Origin of the sequence: Nonomuraea sp. NPDC048881 (assembly GCF_040649795.1) — a bacterium.
In the GTDB taxonomy this organism is placed as follows: Bacteria; Actinomycetota; Actinomycetes; order Streptosporangiales; family Streptosporangiaceae; genus Nonomuraea.
Map to the genome: position 1 here is coordinate 496,789 of NZ_JBEZGC010000006.1, position 19,836 is coordinate 516,624.

Genomic DNA, 19,836 nt, shown 5'->3' on the forward strand with positions numbered 1-19,836 from the left:
TTCTCCCGATTACCTGCTCCGGGAGTATGGGGATAAAACAACCTGCCGTGCCCGACGAGTCACACTATTTCGGGGCATTTCGGGATGTCTTTCGCCTGATCGACGGCCAAGGAATAAGTGCGGGTACTTGACTTTGGCTTAGCATATTTTCCTTGCGGCCCACCGCAGCCCCACGAGATCGTTATTCGCGAAATTCCTGCCACTCGGGAGGCGGGGTAATAAATGATGACGCGCACCGCTGCGCCGATTCCGATGAAAGGGAAGTAAAAAATGATGCGTCGCATTCTCACCGGTGCAGCCATCGCCGGCGCGCTGTTCGGGTTCACCGCCACGAGCGCCTCGGCCGACGTCGGCCCCAACGCCTACAACGGCGGCAAGGCCATCCTGAGCCAGCTGTCCATCCTGGACGACCTGACGCTGGCCAACGACGTCCTCAACGACTCCGTCAAGTACATCGACGTCCTCACCGCCCTGCACCTCCAGGACATCGAGCTCAACGTCCTGGACGCCCAGAGCAACTACGGCGACAACAACTGAGACCGCTGACCGGCGGCGGCCCGTCCGCGCGCCCGTCAGGCTGACCCGAAGGCGTTCCGGCAGCCACGACCCCTCGTGGCGGCACCTTGCCGAACGCCTCCGGATCGGCCGCGGCGGGACGCGTGCGGGCCCCGCCGAGAGGACGGTCCGAAGCCGGCCCAGCCCTGCGTGCTGGGCCGGCTTCGTGCGTCTGCAGAGACCGGTGCAACCCTTCATTATTCGGCTGCAATTCGGTCATTTTCTCCTGAACATTACATAGCGAAACATACTTCGTGTAATCTGGTTTCGGGTTAATCGTCAGCGCGGCGAAGGAACCGCGACCTCCTCAGGGCGGCCACCACGGCCGGGAGGAAGCTTGACGGTCATCCCACCGGCAACCCCCTGTCCATAGCTGTTGGGGGGTGCGCACGTCGTGAACGATCTCGAAGAGCGGCTGCTCTATCAGGACGGGCAGCTCAGCATCACGCTGCGGGTCGTCCCCGGAGCCCCGGCCGTCGCCCTGTCCGGCGAGGTCGACGTCACCAACAGCCCCGCGCTCGCCAGCACGCTGTCCGACTCGCGCGGGGGCAGCACGTACATCGTGGTCGACACCGGCGAGCTGACCTTCGTCGACCTGTCCGGGCTGCGGGTGCTGGCGCTGCCCGCGCTGCCCCCGGACGAACGGTGGATCCGGCTGCGCAACGTCACGCCGCACCTGCGACGTCTGCTGCGCATGATGGGCTGGTTCTACGCCCCGCGGCCGTACGACGTGCCGCTGTAGAACAGGGTCGCCGCCGAGGTGCCGAGCCCGTGGGGGCCGGACAGCCGGAAGGCCGGCGGCCGGTGGTGCCGGCGCAGGGACGGCTCGTCGTAGCGGAGACAGCCGCGATGCCAGTTGAGAATGCCGGTCAGCCAATGGCGGCAGTCGGCCAGGAACGCGTCGAGCGTCTGCCGCGCCGCGCAGTCGAGCCCGAGGTCGTCGCACAGGATCGGCAGCTCGTGCGCGGCGATGTGCTGGAACTGCTTCATCCGCGAGGTCAGCAGGTCGTTGACGATGCCGAGCGCGGCCGGGTAGTCGCAGTCGAAGAAGTTCTGGACCACCAGGACGCAGTTGTGCAGCTCGCCCTCGAACTCGATCTCCTTCTGGTACGAGAAGATGTCGTTCAGCAACATCCCGCAGTCCATGACCGCGTTCTCCAGCGCCCGCATCGGGCCGCTCTCGTACAGCGCCTCGGGCAGCGCGTACGCGTGCCGCAGCCGGCACAGGCTCATCGTCAGCTCCGAGCCGAAGGTGAGCCGGCGCATCTCCAGGTAGTCCACCGGGTCGGGGATGTGCCGGGCCGCCTCGTTGCCCAGCTCCCAGAGCCAGCCCTCGCACATCGTCACCACCGACCGTCGCAGCTGCGCGCGGGCGCCGGCCGGCATCGGCCCCGCCGTACGCGCCCACAGGTCGGCCAGGCCGCGTTCGAGCGCGCTCACGGGCGGCGGCGCCGGCGTGCCGTCCAGCGGCATGAACGCCGAGAGCCTGGACACCGTGACCTTGGCCGCCGCCAGGTTGCCCGACCGGCCGAAGACGACGGGGAAGTAGTCGTCGCCGTAGGTGCCCCAGCACAGCCAGTGCGAGGCCAGGTCCAGCTCCTCGGGGGTGGCGTCGGGATGCAGGCCCGCCGCGCACAACGGCAGGTCGTAGTCGGCCAGCTTCTCGGCGTCCCAGACCGCCGAGCCCACGACGCCCGGCTGGGCCTCCAGCAGGCCCATGGACGCGCACCAGGTCACCGCGTTGCGCCGGGCCCCGTCGAGGTGGGGGGACAGGCGCAGCTCGAAGGGCACGTACAGCTCGGGGATCTGCGAGGGGCCGACGCGCTGCCGCCCGGTGTGGGCGAAGTTGCGCAGCCGTTTGGCCCCCGTGCCGGCGACCAGCGACTTCGCGCCGAGCGGCCGGGCCGTCTTCGCGCCCTTGTTCATGTAGCGGCTCGACCGCAGGTGCCACTCGTGCCCGCCGGACTGCCAGTCCTGCAGCCCCTTGACGTAGGCCAGCACGCCCATCGCCGACAGCGGATCGACGGCGTGCTCGACGAACAGCGGGCCCAGCTCGCCCAGCGCGGTGTGCTCGAACTGCTGCATGCGCGAGGTGAGCAGGTCGTTGACGGCGTCGGCGGCCTCCTGCGTCGTGCACCCGAGGAACGTCTCCAGCACCAGCACGCCGTTGCTCAGCTCGCCCTCGTCCCTGACCTCGCGCTCGTAGGAGAACAGGTCGTTGCGCAGGTGCACGGCGTCGGAGAAGCTGTCCTTCAGCACCCGCAGCGGCCTGGTGCCGGCCAGCCGGGCGGGGATCTCGGCCCGCACCGCGTGCTCGACCAGCCCCGCCGACCAGGGCGCGCCGCCCACCTTGCGGCGCATCTCGATGTACTCGACCGGGTTGGCGATCCGGCCCTCGTTGATGTTGGACAGCTCCCAGATCGACTCGTTGAGCAGGTGGCGGGTGCTCTCGGCGAACCGCCGCCGCCAGTCGGCCGACATGCCCGGCACCGTGCGCAGCCACAGGTCGGCCAGGCCCGCCTCGACCGGGTTGGCCGGCTCCGGCATGGACAGGTCGGCGCCCATCGGCATGAACCGGGGAAGCCGGTCGAGGTGCCGCTTGCCGCCCTGGATGTCGCCGGAGCGCTTGAAGACATCGAGGAAGTGGTCGTCGAAGAAGAACACCCAGACGTACCAGTCGGTGATCAGGCACAGCTCGGCGCCGTCGCAGTCGGGGTGGGTGTAGGCGCACATCAGGGAGTAGTCGTGGCCGTCGAGGTCGGCCTCCTCCCAGACGCCCGATCCCTCCAGCATGCCCATCTCGCGCGCCCACAGCTTGGAGTGCGTACGGGCCTCCTCCAGATGCGGGTTGAGCCGCGCCGGGTACGGCATGTAGAAGTCGGGCAGTTCGAACGGCTGAGCCATCAGCTCGCGACCTCCACGTCCTCCAGCACCCCGAGCGCGTCGGGCACCAGCACCGCGCACGAGTAGTAGGCGCTGACCAGGTACGACATGACGGCCTTCCGGTCGATGCCGGTGAGCTTCACGCTGAGCCCCGGCTCCCGCTCGTCGGGCACGCCGGTCTGGAACAGGCCCACGACGCCCTGGTCCTTCTCGCCGGTGCGCATGCACAGGATCGAGGTGGTGCCCGCCCGGCTGATCGGAATCTTGTCGCACGGCAGGATGGGCACCCCGCGCCACGACTGCACGGGCACGCCCTCGATCTCGGCGGTGTCGGGATAGACGCCCCGCGCGCTGCACTGCCGGCCGAAGGCCGCGATCGCCCGCGGGTGGGCCAGGAAGAACCGCGACTTCTTGCGCCGGCTGACCAGGTCGTCCAGGTCGTCGGGGGTGGGCGGACCGGTCAGCGTGCGGATGCGCTGGCTCGGGTCGACGTTGTGCAGCAGGCCGAAGTCGCGGTTGTTGACCAGCTCGCGCTCCTGCGACTCGCGCACCGCCTGGACGGTGAGCCTGAGCTGCTGCTCGGTCTGGTCCATCGGGTCGCCGAACAGGTCCGCGACCCGGGTGTGCACGCGCAGCACGGTCTGCGAGACGCTGAGCTCGTACTCGCGCGGGCCCGGGTCGTAGTCCACGAACGTGCCCGGCAGCGTGTGCTCGCCCCGGTGGCCGGCCGTCAGCTCGATGGCCGCCTCGCCGTGCTTGGTCTGGGGGGCCGCCCGCCGGGCGCGGTGGCGGTCGAGCCGGTCGCGCAGGGCGGGCGTGCTCTCGGCAAGCGCGCGCAGCTCCTCCCACGGCAGGGCCAGCACCGTGCACCTGGTGCCGGCCTCCAGCGTGTCGTGCCGTACGGCCCGCTCGCCCGGTGGTTCGGTCCCGGCGTGGTCGCCCTCGCCGAGGGTGCCGAGCACCAGGCGGTTGCCGTAGTCGCCCGGCTGGAACCGGGTGACCCGGCCGTCGGCGACCAGGATGATCTCGTCAGCCGGCCGTCCGGCCCGCGCGATCGTGTCGCCGCGGGCGTACTCCCGCTGCTCGAACAGCCCCGCGAGGGTGTCGAGCAGGCGGTCGTCGTCGAGCCCGTGCAGCGGCGGCAGCTCGGTCAGGCTCGGCGGCACCACCCGCACCCGGGCGCCGGTGCGCGAGAAGCTCACCCGGCCACCGCCGACCATGTAGGTGAGCCGCCGGTTCACCCGATAGGTGCCGGCGGTGTCCACCCACGGAAGCATCCGCAGCAACCAGCGGGAGGAGATCTCCTGCATCTGCGGAGGCGTCTTGGTCGTCGTGGCGAGTTTCCGCGCCGCGGCGGTATCCAGGCTCAGCCGCTGATCCGACTCCGTCAACACAAACACCACCAATTCTTGGACCGGACGGACGAAGGGGCTGCTAGCCGTTCCTGCCGAGCTCGACGTCCTCCAGGACGCCGAGCGCGTCGGGCACCAGGACGGCGGCCGAGTAGTAGGCGCTGACCAGGTAGGAGATGATCGCCTTCTCGTTGATGTTCATGAAGCGCACCGACAGGCTCGGCTGGTACTCGTCGGGGATGCCGGTCTGGTGCAGGCCGACGACGCCCTGGTTCTCCTGGCCCGTACGCATGAGCAGGAACGACGTGGTGCGCTTGCCGGTGACCGGGATCTTGCTGCACGGGAAGATCGGCACGCCGCGCCAGGCCGGGATGCGGTGGCCGTTGACCTCGCTGGCCTGCGGGTAGAGGCCGCGCTTGCTGCACTCCCTGCCGAACGCGGCGATGGCCTGCGGGTGCGCGAGGAAGAAGGCCGGCTCCTTCCAGACGACGGCCAGCAGGTCGTCGAGGTCGTCGGGCGTGGGCGGGCCGGAACGCGTGCGGATGCGCTGGCTGAAGTCGGCGTTGTGCAGCAGGCCGAACTCCCGGTTGTTGATCAGCTCGTGCTCCTGGCGCTCGCGCAGGGCCTCGATCGTGAGGCGGAGCTGCTGGTCGAGCTGGCTCATCGGCTGGTTGTACAGGTCGGAGACCCGGCTGTGCACCCGCAGGACCGTCTGGGCGACGCTCAGCTCGTACTCGCGGGGGGACTGCTCGTAGTCCACGAACGTGCCGGGCAGCGCGACCTCGCCGGAGTGGCCGGAGGACATGTCGATCGCGGCCTCGCCGTAGGCGTTCTGGGCGTGGTCGCCGGCCGCCTGCCGGCTCTGGATGTGCTCGCGCAGCGACGGCGACTGCTCGGCCAGCTGCTCGAAGGTCTGCCTGGACAGGGTGAGCACGGTGGTGTGCGTCTTGGCCGTGGCGGTGAAGTCGTACGTGCCGCCGCCGGTCAGCGCCTGCTCGCCGAGGTGGTCGCCGTCGGCCAGGACGCCGAGGTTCTGCTCGTCGCCGTAGGCGCCCTGCCCGACCTTGCCGACCCGGCCGTGGGCGATCAGCACGAGCTGGTCGGCCGGGTCGTCCTCCCTGACGATGGCCTCGCCCGGCTCGATCTCGCGCTGCTGGAAGCGGTCGGCCAGCGCTTCGAGCACCTCCATGTCGTCGAAACCGCGCAGCATGGGCAGCTCGGTCAGCTCGGCCGGGATGACCCGCACGTCGGAGCCGGTCGTGGAGAACGTGATGCGCCCGTCGCCGAGCGTGTACGTCAGGCGCCTGTTGACCCGGAACACGCCACCGGAGCACTGCACCCACGGCAGCAGCCGCAGCAGCCACCTGGAGGTGATCTCCTGCATCTGCGGGGGCGTCTTGGTGGTGGTCGCGAGCTGTTTGGCGGCCTCGGTACTGAGGCTGAGCTGCCCGTTGCCGTTCAAGGGCGCGCTGGAGTCGGTGGTTTCTGTCATGGTGCACCGCCAATCTCGGTGTGGGGTCTAGCCGGGGTTGCGGGAGGAACGGAGTTCCAGGGGGAGGGAGAAGGTGAGCGTCTCCTCGGTCACGGTCACGGGCTCCACGTCGGTGTAGCCGTGGCCGGCGAGCCAGCCGAGCAGGTCCTCGACCAGCACGTCGGGTACGGACGCGCCGGAGCTGACCCCGACCGTGCCGACGCCGCCGAGCCATCGCGGGTCGGCGTCGGCGGCCCGGTCCACCAGGTGGGCGGCGGGGGCGCCGGCGTGCAGCGCGACCTCGACCAGCCGCCGGGAGTTGGAGGAGTTGGCCGAGCCGACGACGATGACCAGGTCGCAGCGGGGGGCGATGCGGGTGATCGCCTCCTGGCGGTTCTGGCTGGCGTAGCAGATGTCGTCGCTCGGCGGGTCGGCCAGCTGGGGGAAACGGTCGCGCAGCTCGGCGACGGCGCCCATGGTCTCGTCGACCGAGAGGGTGGTCTGCGACAGCCAGGTCATGCGCGCCGCGCCGCTCGCGGTGACCTCGTGGGGCCTGGCCGGATCGACGACGTGGATGCGGCCGGGCGCCTCGCCGAGGGTGCCCTCGACCTCCTCGTGCTCGGCGTGGCCGATGAGCACGATCTCGTGGCCGGCCTCGGCCAGCCGCACCGCCTCCTTGTGCACCTTGGTGACCAGGGGGCAGGTGGCGTCGATCGTGCGCAGGCCGCGGCCCCCGGCCTCCTGCCGGACCGCGGGGGAGACGCCGTGGGCCGAGAAGATCACCAGCGCGCCGTCCGGCACCTCGTCGAGCTCGTCGACGAAGACCGCCCCGCGCTCGGTGAGGTCGGCCACCACGAACGTGTTGTGCACGATCTGCTTGCGCACGTAGACCGGTGGCCCGAAGCGCCGCAGCGCCTCCTCCACGGAGAAGATGGCCCGTTCGACGCCCGCGCAGTAACCGCGCGGGGCCGCGAGCAGTACGCGTCCCATCGGAGAGCCCCCTACTTGGTACGGTGCGCGAGCTGGTCGGCCAGGACGGACAGCGCACTGCCGGCCTCGGGCCCGATCGGCGCCCGGGCCAGGGCGGCCGTGGCCTCGCCCACGCGTTCGTCGATCATCGACTCGACCTGGTCGAGCGCGCCGGTGTCGATGAGGATGGTGCGCAGCCCGACAGCCTGCTCCTCGGTGAGCGCCGGGTTGCCGTGCCAGGCGCGCAGGTAGCCGAGCTGCGCGGGCGAGGCGTGGGCCATGGCGTGCGCGATCAGCACCGTGTGCTTGCCCTCGCGCAGGTCGTCGAGCGCCGACTTGCCGGTCTCGGCCGCCGAGCCGAACGTGCCCAGCACGTCGTCGCGCAGCTGGAACGCCTCGCCGAGCGGCACGCCGAACCGGGAGAAGGCGTCGAGCAGCTCGGGTGCGGCGCCGGCCAGGGCGCCGCCGATCTGCAACGGCCGCTCGACGGTGTACTTGGCCGTCTTGTAGCGGATCACCGTGAGCGCCTCCGGCACGCTCGCGCCGGCGCGGAGCTGGGCGAGGATGTCGAGGTACTGGCCGCTGATGACCTCGGTGCGCATGGCGTCGAAGAGGTGGTGGGCGGCGCGCAGGCGGACGGGCTCGACGCCGCACGACGACAGCAGGGTGTCGGACCAGGCCAGGCTGAGCGTGCCGAGCAGGATGCCGCCCGCGTGCCCGAACGCCTCCGCGGACGGACCGTCGTGGAGGTCGGCGAGGTTGCGGTGGATGGTCGCCCGGCCCCGGCGCAGCTCGCTGCCGTCCATGATGTCGTCGTGGATGAGCAGCCCGGCGTGGCACAGCTCCAGGGCCGCCGCGGCGCTGACGATCTCGTCGCAGTCGGCGCCGCCCGCGCCCCGCCAGCCCCAGTAGCACAGCAGGGGGCGGATGCGTTTGCCGCCGCCGAGGATGAACTCGGTCAGCAGCCGGTAGGCCGTCTGCACGTCGGGATCGGAGACAGGCGAACGCCATGTCTCAAGGAAGTCGGCGAGGCGTCGCTCGATCCGTGATCCGAGGTAGTGCTGAGTGAAGCTCACCGGCATCCGCTCGGCTCCTTCTGGTCGGGACGCACTACCAATAGTTACTACTTGAATACAGAGCGTGTAAAGTGTCTTGGGCCTTTCAACTATTCTTTTGGCTCACCGCAACACCGTCAGGGGATGTCATGACGACCCTGTTGCCGTACGTTTCCACTCCCCAAGACCTGCGCGCCCTGCCCGCCGAGCTGCTGCCCGGCCTCGCCCGCGAGATCCGCGACTTCCTGGTCGAGAAGGTGAGCGCCCGCGGCGGGCACCTCGGCTCCAATCTCGGCGTCGTCGAGCTCACGATCGCCCTCCACCGCGTCTTCGACTCGCCCGGCGACGCCATCGTCTTCGACACCGGGCACCAGGCGTACGTCCACAAGATCCTGACCGGGCGGCGCGACTCCTTCGACGCCCTGCGCTGCCGCGGCGGCCTCAGCGGCTATCCGAGCCGGGAGGAGTCCGTGCACGACCACGTCGACAACTCCCACGCCTCCGCCGCGCTCGCCTACGCCGACGGGCTGGCCAAGGCGCGCCTGCTGACCGGCGACGCCGGCCGGGCGGTGGTCGCCGTGGTCGGCGACGGCGCGCTCACCGGCGGGCCGGCCTGGGAGGCGCTCAACAACCTGGGCGCCGCCCGCCACCGGCCGGTCGTCGTCGTGCTCAACGACAACGGACGCTCCTACGCCCCCACCCACGGCGGCATCGCCGACCACCTCGCCCGCCTGCGCACGGCCGCCGACGTGACCGTCTTCGAGCAGCTCGGCCTGCGCTACCTGGGCCCGGTCGACGGCCACGACATCGCCGCGCTCGAAGCGGTCCTGCGCGCCGCCCGCGAGCTGCGCGCCCCCGTCGTGGTCCACTGCGTCACCCGCAAGGGCCGCGGCTACGACCCGGCCGAACGCGACCACGACGAGCACCTGCACGCGATCCCGGCCACCGACCCGGCCACCGGCCGTCCCCTCGCGGCCGGCGCCGCCACCTGGACCGACGCGTTCGCCCGCCACCTGTGCGTGCTCGGCGAGCGCCGCGACGACCTGGTGGCCGTCACCGCCGCGATGCCGGGGCCGACCGGGCTGGCCTGCTTCGGGCGGCGCTTCCCCGGCCGCATGTTCGACGTCGGCATCGCCGAGCAGCACGCGCTGGCCTCGGCGGCGGGCATGGCCATGGCGGGCCTGCACCCCGTGGTCGCCGTCTACGCGACGTTCCTCGGGCGCGCCCTCGACCAGGTGCTGATGGACGTCGCCCTGCACCGGCTGCCGGTGACGCTCGTGCTCGACCGGGCCGGGCTCACCGGCCCCGACGGGCCCAGCCACCACGGCATGTGGGACCTGGCGGCGCTGGCCATGGTGCCCGGCATGCGGGTGGCCGCGCCGCGCGACGCCCGCCGGCTGTGCGAGCTGCTGGAGGAGGCGGTCGAGCACCCCGGGCCCACGGCGCTGCGCTTCCCCAAGGCGGCCGCCGGTCCCGAGCTGCCGCGCGTGGGGCGGCTCGGCGACGTCGACGTGCTCTTCGCGGGCGGTCCCGACGTGCTGCTGGTGGCGGTCGGGCCGATGGCCGGGCCGTGCCTGGGCGCGGCGGCCATGTTGTCGGCCGCCGGGATCGGCGTGACCGTGGTCGACCCCCGCTGGGTGATCCCGGTCCCGGCCGGTCTGCGCGGGCCGGCCGGGGCCGCCCGGCTGGTGGTGACCGTCGAGGACGGCCTGGCCGCCTGCGGGGCCGGCGCACTGCTCCGGCAGGAGTGCGGGCCCCGGCAGCACATCGTCAACCTCGGTCTGCCGCGCGAGTTCGTCGCGCACGGGAGCCGGGCCGGGCTGCTCGCCGAGGCCGGGCTCACCGGTCAGGGCATCGCGCACACCGTTCGAAGGGAGCTGGACAGGTGGCCGCTGTAGATCTCGGACTGCCGGTGCGACATCGGGCGCGCAGGGCGTCCAGGCAGGTCATGGTGGGGTCCGTGCCGGTGGGGGGCGACGCGCCCGTCTCGGTGCAGTCGATGACGACGACGGTGACGGCCGACGTCAACGCCACGTTGCAGCAGATCGCCGAGCTGACGGCGGCGGGCTGCCAGATCGTCCGCGTCGCGGTGCCGACCCAGGACGACGCCGACGCGCTGCCGGAGATCGCGCGCAAGTCGCAGATCCCGGTCGTCGCCGACATCCACTTCCAGCCGCGGTACGTCTTCGCCGCCATCGAGGCGGGGTGCGCGGCGGTCCGGGTCAATCCCGGGAACATCAAGAAGTTCGATGACAAGGTGGGTGAGATCGCGCGGGCCGCGGCCGGCGCGGGGGTGTCGATCCGCATCGGGGTGAACGCCGGTTCGCTCGACCCCCGGCTGCTGGCCAAGCACGGCAGGGCCACGCCGGCCGCGCTGGTGGAGTCGGCGCTGTGGGAGTGCTCGCTGTTCGAGGAGCACGGCTTCCGCGACATCAAGCTCTCCGTCAAGCACCACGACCCGCAGGTGATGACGGCGGCCTACCGGATGCTGGCCCGCAGCTGCGACTACCCGCTGCACCTCGGCGTCACCGAGGCAGGACCGCTCATGCAGGGCACGATCAAGTCGGCGGTGGCGTTCGGGATCCTGCTCGACGAGGGCATCGGCGACACGATCCGCGTCTCGCTGTCGGCGCCGCCGGTGGAGGAGGTCAAGGTCGGGATCGGCATCCTGGAGTCGCTGGGGCTGCGGCGGCGCAGGCTGGAGATCGTCTCCTGCCCGTCGTGCGGGCGGGCCCAGGTCGACGTGTACGGGCTGGCCGAACGGGTCACCGCGGCGTTCGACGGGTTCCCCCACCCGCTGCGGGTGGCGGTGATGGGCTGCGTGGTCAACGGGCCGGGCGAGGCCAGGGAGGCGGACCTGGGCGTGGCCTCGGGCAACGGCAAGGGGCAGATCTTCGTCAGGGGCGAGGTGGTCCGCACCGTCCCCGAGTCGCGGATCGTGGAGACGCTGGTCGAGGAGGCCCTGCGGCTGGCCGCGGACGCGTCCTGACGGTCGTGGCAAGCGCATGGGCCGGGCGATGTCCCTGACGGAGGAGTGGGACATCGCCCGGCCGCGCGGTCCAGGTCGTGAGGGGGTATCTCCGCCCTGGACGTCTAGAGGGTCAGACGCGCTGCCAGAGGGCCGGCACGTTCGGCGGCTCCCAGCCGGGCTGGGCGGTGTGCCCCTGGAGGCAGCGGTAGGTCGAGCCGCCGTACGTCACCGTCGCGCCGGCCGCGTACGTCGTGCCCGCGGCCCACGTGCCGCCCGGGTTGTTGGTCGGGGTGACGGTCGGCGTGCTGGTCGGGCCGGGGCCGCCGCCCTGGGTGGCGAGGGTCAGGCCGTAGGCGGACAGGATCTCGTTGACCGGCTGGAAGTACGTCGTGCCGCCGGAGCTGCAGTTGCCCGAGCCGCCCGACGTCACGCCCTGGGCCTGGTCGCCGGAGATGAACGAGCCGCCGGAGTCGCCGGGCTCGGCGCAGACGTTGGTCCGCGTCACGCCGGAGACGGTGCCCTCCTGGTAGGTGACGCTGGTGTTGAGCTGCTGGACCGAGCCGCAGTGGTAGCCGGTGGTCGATCCGGCGCGGCAGACGGCCGAGCCCACCTGGGCCACGGTCGAGCCGCGGACGGGCAGGATGCCGGCGCTGTAGCCGTACACCACGCCGGTCGGGGTCCACTGGCCGTTGACCTCGACCCAGGAGTAGTCGTTGCCCGGGAAGGACGAGCCGCGGAACGTGCCCATGGCGACCCGGTTGGAGCCGGACGTGCTGGACCCGGCGGTGCCGCAGTGGCCGGCGCTGACGAAGCCGCCCTGCGAGCCGGCCTTGGTCACCGAGAAGCCGACGGAGCAGCGGGTGCCGGAGCCGATGTAGTAGGCGTCGCCGCCGCGGACGTCGTAGAACAGCGTGGGCTTCTCGGCCGAGCGCACGACCTGGACGGCGGAGGCGTCCGCGCCGCTGGCCCTCACCCAGGCGGCGGCCTTGGCGGGGTCGGAGCTGAGGACGACGACGGTGTTGTTGACGACGTCCACGTACCAGACGGGGGCGGTCTTCGGGGCCTTGGCCGACGCGGCGTCCAGCCTGGCCTTGACCCCGTCGAGGCTGCTCAGCGAGCGGGCCACCACGCGGGCCTGCACACCGGCCTTGGCGATGGCGGCCACCTGCGCCGGGTCGGTGGTGGCGGTGATCGGGGTGGAGGTGGGGCCGGTCACCCAGGAGCCGGCGTAGGAGGCGCCTAACTGGGCGCGCAGGGTGGGTTCGAGGCCGGCCGCGGCGGCCTCGTTGACCAGGCGGGCCTCGGCCTGCCGGCCGGTGATGCCGAGGTCCCGGCTCATGGCGTCGACCAGGCCCTGCGGGGGGGCGGCGACGGCTTCGGCGTTGCTGCGGGCGATGGAGTAGGGGGTCTCGTCCTGGGCCGTGGCGCCCTTCGCCGCGAAGGCCAGGGCCGGGACGCTGATCATGGTGACGGCGATCGCGATGCCCGCCGTCACGGTCTTCCTGGGGAGCATGTGCACGTCTCCTCGCGTACAGGGGGGTGTCTGCACGGTACGAGCCCGAATACGAGGAGTGGTCGTGTCAAAACACCCCTATCACCGTGTTATGGGGCAAACCGTTTGGAGCTCTATGTGGGGGTATGCGGGATTTGTGCCGTCCGAATCCCATCTGGAGGCGTCATGAAGGCCGTCACCTGGCACGGCAAGCGGGACGTACGGGTCGAGGAGGTCCCCGACCCGGCCATCAAGGAGCCCAACGACGCGGTGATCAGGGTGACCAGCTCCGGCATCTGCGGCTCCGACCTGCACCTGTACGAGGTGCTCGGGCCCTTCATGGCCGAGGGCGACATCCTCGGCCACGAGCCCATGGGCGTCGTCGAGGCCGTCGGAGCCGCCGTCACGGACATCAAACCCGGCGACCGCGTCGTCATCCCGTTCAACATCTCCTGCGGCCACTGCCACATGTGCGGCCTGGAGCTGTACGCGCAGTGCGAGACCACCCAGGTCAAGGAGCAGGGCATGGGCGCCGCGCTGTTCGGCTACACCAGGCTGTACGGCCAGGTGCCCGGCGGCCAGGCCGAGTACCTGCGCGTGCCCGAGGCCCAGTTCGGCCCGATCAAGGTGCCCGAGGGCCCGCCGGACGAGCGGTTCCTGTTCCTGTCCGACGTGCTGCCGACCGCCTGGCAGGCCGTGGACTACGCGGAGATCCCGGACGGCGGCAGCGTCACCGTCTTCGGCCTCGGCCCCATCGGCCAGATGTGCGCCCGCATCGCCCGCCACCTCGGCCACCGCGTGATCGGCGTGGACGGCGTCACCGAACGCCTGGAGATGGCCCGCCGCCACGGCATCGAGGTCGTGGACGGCAGCGAGACCTCCGACGTGCCCGGGGCGATCCGCGAGCTCACCTCCGGGCGCGGCACCGACTCGGTGATCGACGCCGTCGGCATGGAGGCGCACGGCTCACCGGCCGCCAAGATCGCCCAGACGCTCACCGGGCTGCTGCCCGACGTGGTGGCCGCGCCGCTGATGTCCCACGCGGGCGTCGACCGGCTGGCCGCGCTCAACCAGGCCATCGACACCGTCCGCCGGGGCGGCGTCATCTCCGTCATCGGCGTCTACGGCGGCATGACCGACCCGATGCCGATGCTGCGCATGTTCGACAAGGGCGTCACGCTGCGGATGGGCCAGGCCCACGTGCGGCGGTGGATCAACCGGCTCATGCCGCTGGTCACCGACGACTCCGACCCGCTCGGCGTCATGGACCTGACCACCCACCGCATGCGGCTGGAGGAGGCGCCGCAGGCGTACGAGATGTTCCAGAAGAAGGCGAACGGTGCGATAAAGATCGTGCTACAGCCCTGACCAGGGGTTTCACCCTCCGGAGCGCGGGCAGCGGTGCGGCATGAGAGTCGTGGTGGTCGGGGCTACCGGCAATGTCGGCACGAGCGTCGTACGCGCGCTCGCCGCGGATGACAACGTGACGTCGATCGTGGGCGTGGCCCGCCGGCTGCCGGGATGGCGCATCGACCGCACCGAGTGGCGGCAGGCCGACGTCGCCACCGGCGACCTGTCCCGCATCTTCGAGGGCGCCGACGCCGTCGTGCACCTCGCGTGGCTGTTCCAGCCCACCAGGGATCCGGCCGTGACCTGGCGGGCGAACGTGCTGGGCAGCATGCGGGTGTTCCGCGCGGTGGCCGAGGCGGGGGTGCCCGCGCTGGTCCACGCCTCCTCGGTCGGCGCGTACTCGCCGGGCCCCAAGGACCGGCCGGTGGACGAGAGCTGGCCCACGCACGGCTGGCCGGGCGCCGCGTACGGCCGGGAGAAGGCGTACGTCGAGCGGGTGCTCGACGTCTTCGAGCACGACCACCCGGCGATCCGCGTGGTGCGGATGCGGCCGGGGTTCATCTTCCAGCGGGCGGCGGCCACCGAGCAGCGCCGCCTGTTCGCCGGGCCGTTCCTGCCGCGCCGGCTGATCCGGCCCGGCCGCATTCCGTTCGTGCCCGACGTGCCCGGACTGCGGCTCCAGGTGCTGCACGCCGACGACGCGGCCGAGGCGTACCGGCTGGCGGTGACCAGGACGGTGTCGGGGGCCTTCAACCTGGCCGCCGAACCCGTGCTCGACCCCGCCGACCTGGCCAAGCTCCTCGGCACGCGGACGATACCGGTCACGCCCTGGCTGGCCAGGACGCTGATGTCGGCCGGCTGGCACCTGCGGCTGGTGCCCGCCTCGCCCGGCCTGCTCGAACTGGCGCTGCGCATTCCCGTCATGAAGACCGACAGGGCCAGGGACGTCCTGGGCTGGCGGCCGCGGCACTCCTCCTGGGACGCCATGCGCGAGCTGCTGGACGGCCTGCACGACGGCGCCGGCATGGAGACCCCGCCGCTCGCCCCCGACGGCGGCCCGCTGGGCCGGGTCAAGGAGCTGGCCACGGGGGTCGGCGCCCACCCCTGATCCGGAGGTGTAAGCCCGCCCGGCCGGGGAAGGGGACGGTTCTCTACGCAAGGTCCAGAGGCGTGGCCTGTGTGTCGTGACGACACGAAGGAGCGCCATGGCCCTTCTCCTGACCCAGGTCTTCACCCTCCACGACGTCACCAAGCTGCGCCGGGCGGTCGCCGAGCAGGCGGAGAGCAGCGGGCTGCGCGACGGGCGGCTCGACGACTTCGTGCTCGCCGTGCACGAGAGCGTGGTCAACGCCGTGGAGCACGCGGGCGGGCGCGGGCATCTGACGTTGTGGACGGTCGACGGCGTCATCCGCGCGGAGACGACGGACCAGGGGACGGGCATCCCGCAGGCGTACCTCGACGGGGACGTCCGGCCGTCCAGCCTCTCCTACACCGGTCGCGGCATCTACCTGATCCGGCGGTTGTGCGACGTCGTGGACGTCCGCACCGGCCCGGACGGCACCACGGTCCGGCTCACCATGCGCCTGCCGCACGCGTCGGTCTCCCCGAGTTCCATGAAGCGCATCCGGGTCACCGGCGGCGGCGGGCCGTCCGGGCACTTCCAGGTCTGAGCGCGGGCGCGCCCGACCGCCCTGCCACGGCCCCGGGTAGGCTCGGCAGGAGACGGAAGGGGCCACTACGTGAGCGGCGGAAACAATCCCCCCGAGATCATCTCTCCGGTCCGCCGCATCGGGCGGCGGGAGTTCGATTTCGAACGCCAGATCGCCATCATGGCCATCGTCAACAGGACCCCCAACTCCTTCCACGACCAGGGGCGCACGTACGAGCTCGACCGCGCGGTCGCGGCCTGCGCGCGGGCCGTCGAGGAGGGCGCCGACTGGGTGGACATCGGCGGGTTCGCCTTCAGCGCCGCCCAGGCCGCGATCGGCGTCGAGGAGGAGATCGAGCGGGTGGTCCCGGTGATCGCCGAGGTCAGGGCCGCGACCGACGCCGTCATCTCGGTCGACACCCACCGCCCCGAGGTCGCCAGGGCGGCCGTCGAGGCCGGCGCCGACGTCATCAACGACACCAACGGCCTGCGCGAGCCCGGCCTGGCCGAGGTCGCGGCCGAGACCGGCGCCAGCGTGGTCGTCACCCACAGCCTCGGCGGGCCCGGCCGGCGGGTCTTCCGCCCGAGTTACGACGACGTCGTCGCCGAGGTCGCCGGCTTCCTGCGCGAGCGGGTCGCCTTCGCGCTCAAGGCGGGCATCGCCCCCGACCGGATCATCATCGACCCGGGCCACGACCTGAACAAGAACACCTTCCACTCCCTGGAGCTGACCCGGCGGCTGGAGGAGATCACCGCCATCGGCTATCCCACCCTGGTCGCGCTGTCGAACAAGGACTTCATCGGCGAGACCATCGACCGCCCGCAGGGTGAGCGCAAGGAGGGGACGATCGCCGCGAACGTCGTCTCCATCCTCAAGGGCGCCCGGATCCTGCGGGTGCACGACGTCGCCGCGACGGTGGCGTCCGTGCGCATGACCGAGGCCGTGCTCGGCTGGCGCGGGCCGGTCGCGCCGAGCCACAACCTGGCGTGAGAGGAGCCGCGTCCGTGACCGACCGCAAGCCGGTGGGCATGCCGTTCGAGAGCTGGATCGACCGTCAGATCCGCGAGGCGGCCGAGCGTGGGGAGTTCGACGACCTGCCGGGCGCGGGCAAGCCGCTGCCCGGCCTCGACCGGCGGCACGACGAGATGTGGTGGATCAAGCAGAAGCTGGAGAGCGAGGGGCTGTCCATGCCGCTGCCCCCGACGCTGGCGCTGCGCAAGGAGGCCGAGGAGGCGCTGCGGCAGGCCCGCGGGGCCCGGTCCGAGACCGAGGTGCGGCAGATCCTCGAAGAGGTCAACGAGAAGATCCGCGAGGCGATCAGGAAGGGCCTGCCGGGGCCGCCGCTCAACCTGATGCCCTTCGACGTCGATCGCGTCGTGTCGGAGTGGCGCGAGAGCCGCTGACCCGCGCCCGGACGAGTCGCGCCGGTCGAGGGGAAGGGTCCCGGGTTCCTTCACCGGACGAGGGGCCCGGGTCAGGCGGGCCCCTCGTCCGGCGGCCGGGGGCCCCGGAGCCCCCGGCCGGCTCGGTGAGCTAGCTGACCGGCGGGTAGGCGTTCCTGACCAGCTCCTGGAACTGGGCGGAGAACCACTGGCCGGACAGCGGGGCGCCGCCGAGGGCGCCCGACATGTTGTTGCCGTTGAGGTTGTTGCCGGTGTAGGTCGGGTCGCACATCCGGTCGAACTTCTTGCCCTCGTCGTTCGGGATGTCGGTGCTGGCGCCGTCGGACTCGCCCGGCGGCTTGATCCAGACGTAGGCGTCGAAACCGGCCTCGGGGCTGGCCGTCGGCCGGGCGCCGAGGCCCGCGCCGCTCTGGTTGCACCAGTTGCCGGCGTGGATGCGCCGGTCGACGCGTGACTGGTTGACGAAGGTGTTCACGTCCGTCGAGGTGCTCGCGCCGCCCGGACGGGCGGTGCCGCCCCAGCCGTTGCGCGAGGTGTCGACCAGCATGCCGAGCCCGGACTTGAAGCCCTTGTTGACCAGCGCGGTGCGCAGCGCCGCGGCGAAGGTGGACTCGTCCACGTAGTAGTTCCAGTCGATCCACTTGGACTGGCGGACGGTCTGGCCGTTCACCAGGGTGTTGATCGTGAAGTACGGCTCCTTGGTGGCGGAGTAGTTGGCGGTGTTGACGATGAAGCCGTCCACGCTGTCCACGCCGGCCGTGGTGCCCGCGGCCATGTTGTAGAAGAGGTTCACGGCGGGGCCGAAGTTCGAGTCCCAGCCGAGCCAGGCGTGGTGGGCGGCGTCCACGTAGGTGTAGACGTTGGTGATGGCGTGCAGCTTGTTGAGCGCGTACCGGACGCCGTCCACGTAGCCGCCGGGCCCGTTGGCCTCGGCGCACTTCGGGAAGTTGCCGGTGTTGGTGATCAGGTTGGGCAGCGAGTCGGGCTCGATGATCGTGACGATGCGCAGGTTGGCGTACTTGGGGTCGCGCAGGATGTTCGCGATCACGTCGATGTACTCGGCCTTGTAGCGGTTGAAGCCGTTCTCGGCCATCAGCAGCTCGCCGTTGGAGGCCAGCGCCGAGCAGTCGCGGTTGGGCAGGTCGTAGATGACGAACTGCACGGTCAGCGGGGCCGAGCCGTTGAGCGCGTCCTGGGCCACGGCCTCGTCCAGGTGGGCCTGGAGGCCCATGGCCGAGGAGGAGCCGGCGATGGCCGCGATGCGGTCCAGCCACACGGCGGTGGAGGTGTTGGCGACGGCGGCGCCGCCGGGCTCGGCCGCGGCCTTGGCCTTCCACTGCGGGTTCACGTAGCCGGTCGCGCCGGCGTACGGGTTCTCGACGTGGCCGGTGGGCGGCTGGCCGTCGTCGTCGGCCTCGGTGGCGGTGACCGTCTTGCTGGTCAGGCCGGTGGCGGCGACCGTGAAGGGACGGGTCCCGTTGGTCGTGTCGGAGTCCTGGGCGGCGGCCAGGGTCACCGTCTGGGCGGTGTTCCAGTTGGCCGTGGTGAAGGTGAGGCTGCCGCCGCCGGAGACGGTCAGGTCGGCGTCGCCGCTGCCCGCCGTCGAGGTGACGGTCACGTTCGCGGACGGCTGCGCGGCCAGCTTGACCGTGTACGCCGCCGTCCCGCCCTCGGGCACGGTCACCGACGTGGGCGTCACGAGCAGCGCCTGCTCCACGACCGCGTCGTCGTCCACCTCGGTCGCGTTGACGGTGGCCGAGGTGACGCCGGTGCCGCCGACGGAGAAGGCCGCCGTGCCCGCGGTGGTGTCGGCGTCCTGGGCGGCGGCCAGGGTGACCGTCTGGGCGGTGTTCCAGTTGGCGGGCGTGAAGGTGAGCGAGCCGCCCGCGCTGACGGTCAGGTCGCTGTCACCGCTGGTCCGCTGGGTGGTGACGGTGACGTTCGAGGAGGGGGCGGAGGACAGCTTGGCGGTGAAGGAGGCGGTGCCGCCCTCGTTGACCGCGACCGAGCTGGCGGAGGTGACCACCGCGGGGGTGGTGGGGGTGACGCCGCCGCAGGTCACGCCGTTCACGGTGAAGGAGGTGGGCGGGTTGTTGCTGCCCGTCCAGGTGCCGTTGAAGCCCATGGTGGTGGAGGCGCCGGTGGCCAGGCTGCCGTTGTAGGGCATGTTCGTCGCGGTGACGTGGGTGCCCGACTGCGTCCAGTTGGCGCTCCAGCCGGTCGGGGTGTACTGCTGGCCGGTGCCGGGGAAGTCGAAGCCCAGCGTCCACGAGGTGATCGGGTCGCCGGTGTTCTTCAACGTGATGTTCGCGGTGAAACCGCCCTGACCGGGGCTGCTCGTCCACGAGTTGGCGGAGTAGGTCACGTCGCAGTTCACCGCGGCGCTGGCGGCCGTGGTCTGGCCGACGACGAGCCCGAGGGCCGCGACGCTCGCGGCGGTCATGGTCACGGCCCATCGGCGTGGGCCGCTGTGGAGTCTCACTAGCGATCATCTCCAGAACGTCAGTTGGCTGGGAGCGCTCCCATAGTGAGACGCCCTCCCGGCCCTGTAAATGAGGGCGGCCGTGCGGCGGGCGTTCCCGGGCCGCATGCTCGCCGAATGCCCCGTAACGTGGATGAAACTTTCATCATCGGCAGCCTGGTGAGAGGAAACGCGGGGGCCGGCGGATGGGCGATCCGTTGACAT

At 71.5% G+C, this 19,836-nt stretch carries 16 protein-coding genes; 9 read left to right on the forward strand and 7 right to left on the reverse strand.

Annotated elements, in window-relative coordinates; genetic code table 11:
• Positions 1–270 precede the first annotated feature (270 nt).
• Both AB0C33_RS24435 and AB0C33_RS24440 read left to right on the forward strand, forming a co-directional pair.
• Positions 271–537, forward strand: a complete 267-nt coding sequence (locus AB0C33_RS24435) for a hypothetical protein (RefSeq protein ID WP_352322994.1) — start codon at positions 271–273, stop codon at positions 535–537.
• Between the two features lie 412 nt (positions 538–949).
• Positions 950–1,297, forward strand: coding sequence for an STAS domain-containing protein (locus AB0C33_RS24440; protein WP_358291638.1), 348 nt, complete (start codon positions 950–952; stop codon positions 1,295–1,297).
• Here AB0C33_RS24440 and AB0C33_RS24445 read toward each other — a convergent pair.
• From AB0C33_RS24445 to AB0C33_RS24465, 5 genes are read right to left on the reverse strand one after another with little or no spacing between them, the layout of a single operon-like run.
• Positions 1,264–3,459 carry a terpene synthase family protein gene (locus AB0C33_RS24445; protein WP_358291640.1) on the reverse strand — a complete coding sequence of 732 codons (2,196 nt, stop codon included), beginning with the start codon at positions 3,457–3,459 and terminating at the stop codon, positions 1,264–1,266. The two genes, AB0C33_RS24440 and AB0C33_RS24445, sit on opposite strands and share 34 nt — an antisense overlap.
• Positions 3,459–4,829 carry a family 2B encapsulin nanocompartment shell protein gene (locus AB0C33_RS24450; protein ID WP_358291642.1) on the reverse strand — a complete coding sequence of 457 codons (1,371 nt, stop codon included), beginning with the start codon at positions 4,827–4,829 and terminating at the stop codon, positions 3,459–3,461. The genes AB0C33_RS24445 and AB0C33_RS24450 overlap by 1 nt, the downstream gene beginning before the upstream one ends.
• A 43-nt stretch (positions 4,830–4,872) precedes the next feature.
• The gene (locus AB0C33_RS24455; RefSeq protein WP_358291644.1) at positions 4,873–6,282 is read right to left on the reverse strand and encodes a family 2B encapsulin nanocompartment shell protein; all 1,410 of its coding nucleotides are present in this window, start codon (positions 6,280–6,282) and stop codon (positions 4,873–4,875) included.
• Between the two features lie 27 nt (positions 6,283–6,309).
• A complete protein-coding gene (locus AB0C33_RS24460) occupies positions 6,310–7,251 on the reverse strand; it encodes a 4-hydroxy-3-methylbut-2-enyl diphosphate reductase (protein WP_358291646.1) in 942 nt (313 codons plus the stop codon).
• Between the two features lie 11 nt (positions 7,252–7,262).
• A complete protein-coding gene (locus AB0C33_RS24465) occupies positions 7,263–8,306 on the reverse strand; it encodes a polyprenyl synthetase family protein (protein WP_358291648.1) in 1,044 nt (347 codons plus the stop codon).
• 128 nt (positions 8,307–8,434) lie between these two features.
• On the opposite strand from AB0C33_RS24465, the gene AB0C33_RS24470 reads away from it, so the two are divergent.
• A complete protein-coding gene (locus tag AB0C33_RS24470; protein WP_358291650.1) occupies positions 8,435–10,183 on the forward strand; it encodes a 1-deoxy-D-xylulose-5-phosphate synthase in 1,749 nt (582 codons plus the stop codon).
• Entirely contained in the window at positions 10,171–11,274 is a 1,104-nt protein-coding gene (gene ispG, locus AB0C33_RS24475) for a flavodoxin-dependent (E)-4-hydroxy-3-methylbut-2-enyl-diphosphate synthase (protein WP_358291652.1), read from the forward strand. Before AB0C33_RS24470 ends, ispG begins: the two co-directional genes overlap by 13 nt.
• 112 nt (positions 11,275–11,386) lie before the next feature.
• Here the strand turns inward: ispG and AB0C33_RS24480 are convergent, their stop codons facing one another.
• Positions 11,387–12,769, reverse strand: coding sequence for a carbohydrate-binding protein (locus tag AB0C33_RS24480; RefSeq protein WP_358291654.1), 1,383 nt, complete (start codon positions 12,767–12,769; stop codon positions 11,387–11,389).
• A gap of 165 nt (positions 12,770–12,934) precedes the next feature.
• Here AB0C33_RS24480 and AB0C33_RS24485 point away from each other — a divergent pair, with 165 nt between their 5' ends.
• The 5 genes from AB0C33_RS24485 (at position 12,935) to AB0C33_RS24505 (ending at position 17,150) form a co-directional block, all read left to right on the forward strand.
• A complete protein-coding gene (locus tag AB0C33_RS24485; protein WP_358291656.1) occupies positions 12,935–14,116 on the forward strand; it encodes a zinc-dependent alcohol dehydrogenase in 1,182 nt (393 codons plus the stop codon).
• 40 nt (positions 14,117–14,156) lie between these two features.
• Positions 14,157–15,206: an NAD-dependent epimerase/dehydratase family protein gene (locus tag AB0C33_RS24490; RefSeq protein WP_358291658.1), complete on the forward strand. Its 1,050-nt coding sequence runs from the start codon at positions 14,157–14,159 to the stop codon at positions 15,204–15,206.
• 97 nt (positions 15,207–15,303) lie between these two features.
• On the forward strand, positions 15,304–15,768 hold the full coding sequence (locus tag AB0C33_RS24495; RefSeq protein ID WP_358291660.1) for an ATP-binding protein: 465 nt from the start codon (positions 15,304–15,306) through the stop codon (positions 15,766–15,768).
• 69 nt (positions 15,769–15,837) lie between these two features.
• Complete coding sequence (gene folP / locus AB0C33_RS24500; protein ID WP_352323007.1) at positions 15,838–16,737, forward strand: dihydropteroate synthase; 900 nt, start codon at positions 15,838–15,840, stop codon at positions 16,735–16,737.
• Positions 16,738–16,751: 14 nt separating this feature from the next.
• Positions 16,752–17,150: a DUF1992 domain-containing protein gene (locus tag AB0C33_RS24505; RefSeq protein ID WP_358291661.1), complete on the forward strand. Its 399-nt coding sequence runs from the start codon at positions 16,752–16,754 to the stop codon at positions 17,148–17,150.
• A gap of 130 nt (positions 17,151–17,280) precedes the next feature.
• Here AB0C33_RS24505 and AB0C33_RS24510 read toward each other — a convergent pair whose 3' ends face one another.
• Positions 17,281–19,593 carry a glycoside hydrolase family 6 protein gene (locus AB0C33_RS24510; RefSeq protein ID WP_358291672.1) on the reverse strand — a complete coding sequence of 771 codons (2,313 nt, stop codon included), beginning with the start codon at positions 19,591–19,593 and terminating at the stop codon, positions 17,281–17,283.
• Positions 19,594–19,836 lie beyond the last annotated feature (243 nt).